Origin of the sequence: Limnospira sp. PMC 289.06 (assembly GCF_032350395.1) — a bacterium.
GTDB classification, from domain to species: Bacteria; Cyanobacteriota; Cyanobacteriia; order Cyanobacteriales; family Microcoleaceae; genus Limnospira; species Limnospira platensis.
In genome coordinates this window covers 1-7,183 of the sequence record NZ_JARPLC010000180.1, presented here as the reverse complement: position 1 = coordinate 7,183, position 7,183 = coordinate 1, and the positions used below count along the sequence as shown (strand labels likewise).

The window sequence follows — 7,183 nt, the reverse complement described above, 5'->3', positions numbered from 1 at the left end:
TGTTTTGTGGCCATGCTCTTGGGCAAAAGCCTTGAATTTATGCCAGTCGGTAATTTTGTGGTTATTGCCAGGTCGGTGATTAGGTTTAGGGAGGAAGTCTCCGGTCTGTGCTTTTCTTTGCAGCCAGAGATTGATAGTGTTCCGGCTGACATGGAAAACTTGACTGGCTTCTGTTTTGGGCATACCGTCTAGTTCAATTGCATCAATAACTTTTTGTCTGAGGTCGTAACTATAGGGGGCTGGCATTTTTGGTCTTCTTAGTCATCTCGTCCTCTCCATTATACGTCCTAATTTTCCTGTCTGGGGCTATATTTCACCAAGGGCGAAAGTCCCACTAGGAGGTTATTTCAGGCATTGCAGCCTTATTTTGACTCCTAAACGTCTCGCACTTAATATATACTATACAATACCATGAGACCAAAAATATTTTGAGGGAAAATGGATCAAGCTATACCGCCAGAATTAGAATTCAGTAATCCTCTTGGTTGTCTCCCATGTCCTGATAGTCCGCTGTCTCTGGATTCTGCTTTTTATGTGGAGCGTCCCCCCATCGAAATTAGAGCCTATCAGCAAATAACCCAACCTGGTAGTGTTATGCGAATTAAAGCACCCCGAAAAATGGGAAAAAGTTCGTTAATGCTAAGGTTGATTAACCACGCCAACAGTTTAGGATATAGTACCGTCTTAATTGACTTTCACCAAGCGGATTTAGGGATTTTTGAAAGTTCGACCAAATTTTTGCGTTGGTTATGTAGTAATGTCACCAGACAGTTAGGAATAGCCTATAATATTAATGATTATTGGGATGAAGACATCGGCGACAAAGTGAGCTGCACGATGTATTTTGAAGAATACTTAATTCCCCAAATTAACGGACCTTTTTTATTGGTTTTTAATGAGGTTAATTTGCTGTTTGAGTATCCCAAAATCTTCATGAACTTTCTGCCATTATTGCGATTTTGGCATGAGAAATCTGCACATTCAACAATTTGGCAGAAATTGCGCCTGGTTTTGGTTCATTCCACAGAAGTTTATGTTTCTTTAGGGATTAATCAATCTCCCTTTAATGTAGGTGTATTGATTGATTTACCTGAGTTTACGCATCAGCAAGTGGGAGAACTAGCCGACAAATACCAACTCACTTTAACCGAAAATCAGTTACACAAATTAACCTGCTTGGTCGGTGGACATCCCTATTTAATTCATCTAGCTTTTCATTATTTATATGATCATCAAACAAAATTTGATGATTTTTTTCATCGAGCTTCTACCGATGCAGGTATTTATAAAAATTATCTGAAAAGATTCTGGATATTAATTCAAAAAAAGCCACAATTAGTGGAAATTATGCAGCAGTTAATCGCCGCCAAAAAAGCCTTAAAAATTGAGCCAATATCAGCCTATTACTTAGAGAGTATAGGGATAATTAAAAGCCTAAATAATCATTATCTTTTGGCTTGTGATTTGTATCGTGTTTACTTTAGCTATAAACCGATATTCCCCCAAGTGCCTAGTTCTATTTATATAGAACAATTGGAACGTGATAACCAATATTTATCAAATTTAGTTTATGTTGATGAACTCACTAAGGTGGCTAATCGCTCACAATTCCAGAAGGCTTTTAAAATGGAATGGGAATGTATGGCTATCAAACATAATCCCCTGGCATTAATTGTCTGCGATATAGATTACTTTAAACTATATAACGATACTTTTGGTCATCTAGCCGGAGACGTATGTTTACAAAAAGTAGCCCAAGCTATTCAACATAATTTACAACGTCCCAATGATTTATTAGCTAGATATGGTGGAGAAGAGTTTGTGGTGCTTCTACCCCAAACTGATGGGAAGGGAGCCATGTTTGTGGCGGCAAAAATTTGCCTCGCGGTCAAAGAATTAGCTATAGCTTCTGGAGTGCCTAAATCTGTAGATTCTCAGCATCCGGTAGTAACGATAAGTATAGGAATTGCCAGCATAATTCCTAGCAGTGATTATCATCCAGAGACCCTGTTTATGGCAGCAGATCAAGCACTGTATGAATCCAAAAAAGCTGGACGCGATCGCTATACTATGAGTTCAGAATTTAACTTTAAATACTAAACCGATACCCATGAAATTCCCAGAAATTGGCATCAGGTTCGAGATCGGGTAAAATTGTACTGAGGGGGGTTAAGCCAGTATCATCCCCCAGTCTGAGTCAGAAACAGCCGTAACAGTCATCTGTTGGCGCAAAGGTGCTTGAGATAGTGGCTAGACCAGGATAACAGTAGGCTAGACCCATAGCAGCATCAGCAAGAATCGATTAATATAAGCTAAATTAGCAGAAAGGGAAATCAAGTAGTCAATCCTTTTGAAAATATACAGAGGATTTTGAATATGTGTATTTGTGTTAACTGTTACTATGTCGATCGCTGTATCACCTACCACGCGGTAGAAACCCAGCATCAGGAACGCCATGTTAGCGAAAATCCCACCTTTGACCCCGTTGAACCCAGCATCAACGTTAATATTCGCACCACAGAAGATAGCATCGAGATGGAATGGGATGTAGTTGGCTGTGAGAGCTTTAAACAAGAAACCGGAAAATGGTCAAAATTGCGACCAGGAGAGCCTATCCCCACCTAATCACCAGCGGACAGCCATTAACAATTGGGGGTCAATCGTCACCCCCATCTTTAATTTTTTTTAACATCCTCAGATTATGAGTTACTGTTTTAATCCCCACTGTCCCAATCCCGAAAAACCAGGTGAGGGGGAGTTGTGCCAACACTGTGGCGCTTCTGTGAAACTATCGCCGCCAATGGCGGGGTCAGCCAATAGCCGTTATGCTGCGCTGGAACTCCTGGGACAAGGGGGATTCGGTCGCACATTTTTAGCGGTTGATCAACTGACACCCCACCATCCCCAAGTCGCCATTAAACAGTTTTTTCCCCAGGGAAATAATGCCAAGGGAGCGGCGGAGTTATTTCGTCAGGAAGCGCAGCAACTGGAGATTTTAGGGGAACATCCCCAAATCCCTAACCGGGTGGCTTATTTTGAGTCGGAACCCTATCAATATTTGGTTCAAGAGTTTATTGAGGGTAATAACCTGGCTCAAGAATTGATGCTCAAGGGTCCGTTTACGGAAAATCAAATTTATCAGGTTCTGGATGAATTGTTACCTGTGTTACAGTTTATTCACAGCCATAAGGTGATTCATCGAGATATTAAACCGGAAAATATTATCCGTCGCCACCGTAGCAGTAAAGGCTCAGAAAATACCTTGGTTTTGGTGGATTTCGGGGCGGCTAAATTGGTGACAGGGGGGCTATTACCTAAAACCGGGACTCTGATTGGTTCGGCTGCTTATACCGCCCCAGAACAGTTGATGGGAAAGGCTGTCTTTGCTAGTGATATTTATAGTTTGGGGGTAACTTGTATTCATTTGTTGACGGGTGTTACCCCTTTTGATTTGTTTGATGGTCATGAGGGTAATTGGGGCTGGCGTAGCTATTTAAAAAGTCCTGTTAGTGACGAATTAGGTGATATTTTAGATAGAATGTTGGCGGGGGCGACTAGCAAGCGTTTTCATTCGGCGGCGGCGTTACTGCTCAAGTTGCACCCTACTCCTAAATATATTGAGGCTATGCCGGGTTTCCAGTCGGAATCGGAAACTGGTTTTGTGGCGATCGCCACTAATCAAACCCCGATTAAACAGCCAATAAAACCTAGTAAACTCCCCCAGGAAGAACCACAAATCACTGAGGTTCTGCAAAAGGCTCTCAAATTCTATCAAGTTAAGGTGCAAGTTAATCGGATTAGTAAATCCAAGTTAACTATTGTGATTAATCGTGCCGCCCAACAACAGGTTGATTATCCCCAAATAGCTAAGGCGATCGCCTCTGAATTAACCCAATTAAACCTCAAGAATATTGTCCGGGTTAAGTTATTAGGTAGAGTCCAAAATCGAGGGGTTCCTGAATGGCAAATGGTACTCAAATTAGACCCCAAAGCTAGACGCAAAAATCAGCGCCTGCGGTTTAAGCAATATTGCCATAACTTGATTAGCAGTGAACATTGGCGCAAAAGAATCCACAGTAAACAGTTCTGGATGGATACATTAACTATGGCTATGGTCGCCTATATTTTTAGCAATAACTTGATAGTTTTTACGCCATTTGTAGCACTGCTAATTTCTCCAATGTTTATCATTTTTAAAAACTGGATAAAACCATATCATGACGTGGACGAAAACCAAGTTTTTGCCATAGTTGTCGGGTTATTCTTGGTGCTGGAGTTGCTGCAATTCAGATGGGTTCGTAACGACCTTTTTGGTATCATTATCGCTGGGATGTTTGTATCTATGCCACTGTTTTCCAACCGGAATAATTAATAATTAATGCTGCCCAAAGGCGTTGATTAACTTCCGGAAAGGGAGTGGGCGATCGCCTCTCCCATAACTTTGATGCGCGCCCCTAGTTGTCAGCACGAGATGACAAAATTTGCTGAATTTCCTGCAATGGTAAACCCAACATTTCGGCGATCGCTTCCGCGCTATTTCCCAAATTTGCCAAACGCACAACAATATTTATCCTTTCCTGTTGGAGACCTTGTTGGAGACCTTCTTGGCGACCGTCGGCAAATGCTTCTTGATAGAATCGGGTTTGTTTTAAATCGGTGAGTCCTAACATTTGGGCAATCTCCTCGCGACTTATTTGGGGTAGTTTGTAAATAACTATAGTTTCGATGATATCAATGATATCCCGTTGAATTGATTCTGGGGGGAGGGTTTGTTGGGCTTGCTTGATCAGGCTTATGGCTGATGCGATCGCCTCCGATGATGTTGGGTTTCACTGCGTTGCACCCAACCTACGGACAGTTACTGAGGTGGTCGGGAGAAATACTCCGTCGAGGCGGAAGGCTAGTTGTTTCACTTCTACAGAGGTGAATTGGTAGCGATCGCTTTCTTCGGGTGGACGGTTCGGCAGTTCAAAGAAGCTGCGGGGGTACTGTTGGAAAATATTGAAAATTGATGTGGGGTGGCAATGGGTTACACACAACCCACGGAAAGCTAGTTGGGTTTCACTGCCCTACTACGCAAAGCTGTGGATGTTGGGTTTCACGCTCGTTGCACCCAACCTACGGACAGTTACTCAGCCGCCGATATCCACCTTAAAACGAACTGCCATCACCAATCAGAATTAAAGGCGACCAATAAAAGGGATGTATGGCTTGTTGGGCGAAGGTTAATTTCGCCTGCCGTAAGGCCTCAACTTTCGTCATTTCCTGGTTGACATTCTCATAAAATTGTGTCATAATTAAGAGGGTTTTGTTGTCCTCGGCATTCCATAAACTGGCAATCACCGCATCGGCTCCCGCCCGTTCAAATAAGTAGGCGATCGCTGCAAATTCGCGGCCGTCTGATTCGGCTTCCATGGCGGTTTCACAAGCACTTAAAACCACCAAGTTAGTTTGGTTTAATCCCAACAAAGCGGCATCAGCAATATTGAAGGTTTCACCATTAGCAAATAATATGTTATTTGCCTCTAAATTTAGCCCCGGACATCCTTGCCTTTGAAAGCAGCCGTGGGTCGCCAAATGCAGGATATTAAACCGGGCAGAATCGTTATAAAAACGGTGGCGGGTGGCTTGTTCCCGCAGCCAATATTCCCCTGATAAAATTTCGGTAACTTGGCGGGCTTCCTGTTCGGCTCCCGGAAGTTCTTGGGAGGTGGGGGTGGGGTTGCCAAAGGCTAAAACATTGGTGGATAATCGGGGGTTATTTGGGATATTGCGGGTGGCGGAAATGCGGGTGAGGTAGTGGATGGGGTATTTTTCAAGGAGGTATTGTTCGCTTTGATTATCATAGAGGGTTTCAAAGGGAATATAACGGAGTTTTCCGGTGGCAATGATGGCGATTTGTTGGGGAGAATAGGCAGCAATATCCGCCTCGACGGGACGAATGAGATAATCATACAGTAGTTCTTGATTGCCAGCGTAGTTGTCGGAGTTTGGGTTTTGGATTTGGGCGCGATATTCGGTGAGGATGGCATCAAATTCGGTGGGGTTAATGGGAATGGTGCGGACGAGGGTGGCTTGGTCGCGGCTGACTAAAAAAATGCCGATTTTATCCTGGACGTTACGAATATTAGTTAACAAAACGGGTTGAATAACCAGGGTTCCGGGGGCGATATTTTCCCGGATAGTTTGGATGTCTTGGGGGGTGGTTTCAAAGAGTTCGGCAACTGGGGGATATTGGCGGGAGATATTCTCGGCTAGTTGGCTATTTTGGGCTTGTAATTGGTTGATTTGTTGGGAGAGTTGGGGTGTCCAGTCCTGGTCAACTTGGGCGTAAAGTAATTGTAGGCGTTGATGGTTTTGATTCCATTGGTCAATGAGTTTTTGGGCTTCTGGGTCGCCAACTTGGGCATCGATAAGGCGGGTATAGTCGGCGAGGTCGAAGGTGGTGGCGAGGTTATACCATTTAAAGGCTTGGTCGGGTTGGTTTTGGTCAATGAGAAGGTCTACAAGGGCGACGGATCTTCCTCGGTTACTTTCTAGGAATGTTTGGCGGTTTTCCTGTTGCAAACCTGCACGCATTTCTAGGGTAATTTGTACGGATTTTTCCAAGTTTTCGATGGCGGTCTGGGGTTGATTGATTTCGCTGTAAACTGCACCGATATTACTGAGAGTAGCCGCTTCCCCGGCGCGATCGCTCACTTCCTGCCATATGGGTAATGCTTGCTGGTAGTATGTTAAGGCTTCCTGGGGTTGACCGATAGCGCGGTAAACTACACCGATATTATTGAGAGTATTTGCTTCCCCGGCGCGATCGCGCACTTCCCGCCATATTGGTAATGCTTGCTGGTAGTATGTTAAGGCTTGCTGGGGTTGACCGATAGCGCTGTAAACTCCACCGATATTATTGAGAGTAGCCGCTTCCCCGGCGCGATCGCTCACTTCCTGCCTAATGGGTAATGCTTGCTGGTAGTATGTTAAGGCTTCCTGGGGTTTACCGATAGCGCTGTAAACTGCACCGATACCATTGAGAGTAGCTGCTTCCCCGGCGCGATCGCTCACTTCCTGCCTAATGGGTAATGCTTGCTGGAAGTATGTTAAGGCTTCCTGGGGTTTACCGATAGCGCTGTAAACTGCACCGATACCATTGAGAGTAGCTGCTTCCCCGGCGCGATCGCTCACTTCC

General features: G+C 44.2%; 5 protein-coding genes and 1 pseudogene. 3 read left to right on the top strand and 3 right to left on the bottom strand.

The window, feature by feature from the left end; translation table 11 throughout:
- Nucleotides 1-246: IS630 transposase-related protein (locus P5674_RS22310; protein WP_315670297.1), on the bottom strand; the 246-nt coding region annotated here is incomplete at its 3' end.
- Between the two features lie 192 nt (nt 247-438).
- Between P5674_RS22310 and P5674_RS22305 the strand changes: the two genes are divergently transcribed.
- From P5674_RS22305 to P5674_RS22295, 3 genes are all read left to right on the top strand, one after another.
- Nucleotides 439-2,100, top strand: a complete 1,662-nt coding sequence (locus tag P5674_RS22305) for an AAA-like domain-containing protein (protein ID WP_006616401.1) — start codon at nt 439-441, stop codon at nt 2,098-2,100.
- Nucleotides 2,101-2,376: 276 nt separating this feature from the next.
- On the top strand, nt 2,377-2,625 hold the full coding sequence (locus P5674_RS22300; protein ID WP_006616402.1) for a Ycf34 family protein: 249 nt from the start codon (nt 2,377-2,379) through the stop codon (nt 2,623-2,625).
- Nucleotides 2,626-2,701: 76 nt separating this feature from the next.
- Nucleotides 2,702-4,372 carry a serine/threonine-protein kinase gene (locus P5674_RS22295; protein WP_315670296.1) on the top strand — a complete coding sequence of 557 codons (1,671 nt, stop codon included), beginning with the start codon at nt 2,702-2,704 and terminating at the stop codon, nt 4,370-4,372.
- Nucleotides 4,373-4,454: 82 nt separating this feature from the next.
- On the opposite strand, the pseudogene P5674_RS22290 reads toward P5674_RS22295, so the two are convergent.
- Nucleotides 4,455-5,009, bottom strand: a pseudogene (locus P5674_RS22290) (DUF2887 domain-containing protein).
- Between the two features lie 142 nt (nt 5,010-5,151).
- Nucleotides 5,152-7,183 (bottom strand): CHAT domain-containing tetratricopeptide repeat protein (locus P5674_RS22285; protein WP_315670294.1); only part of this gene is annotated, 2,032 nt, incomplete at its 5' end.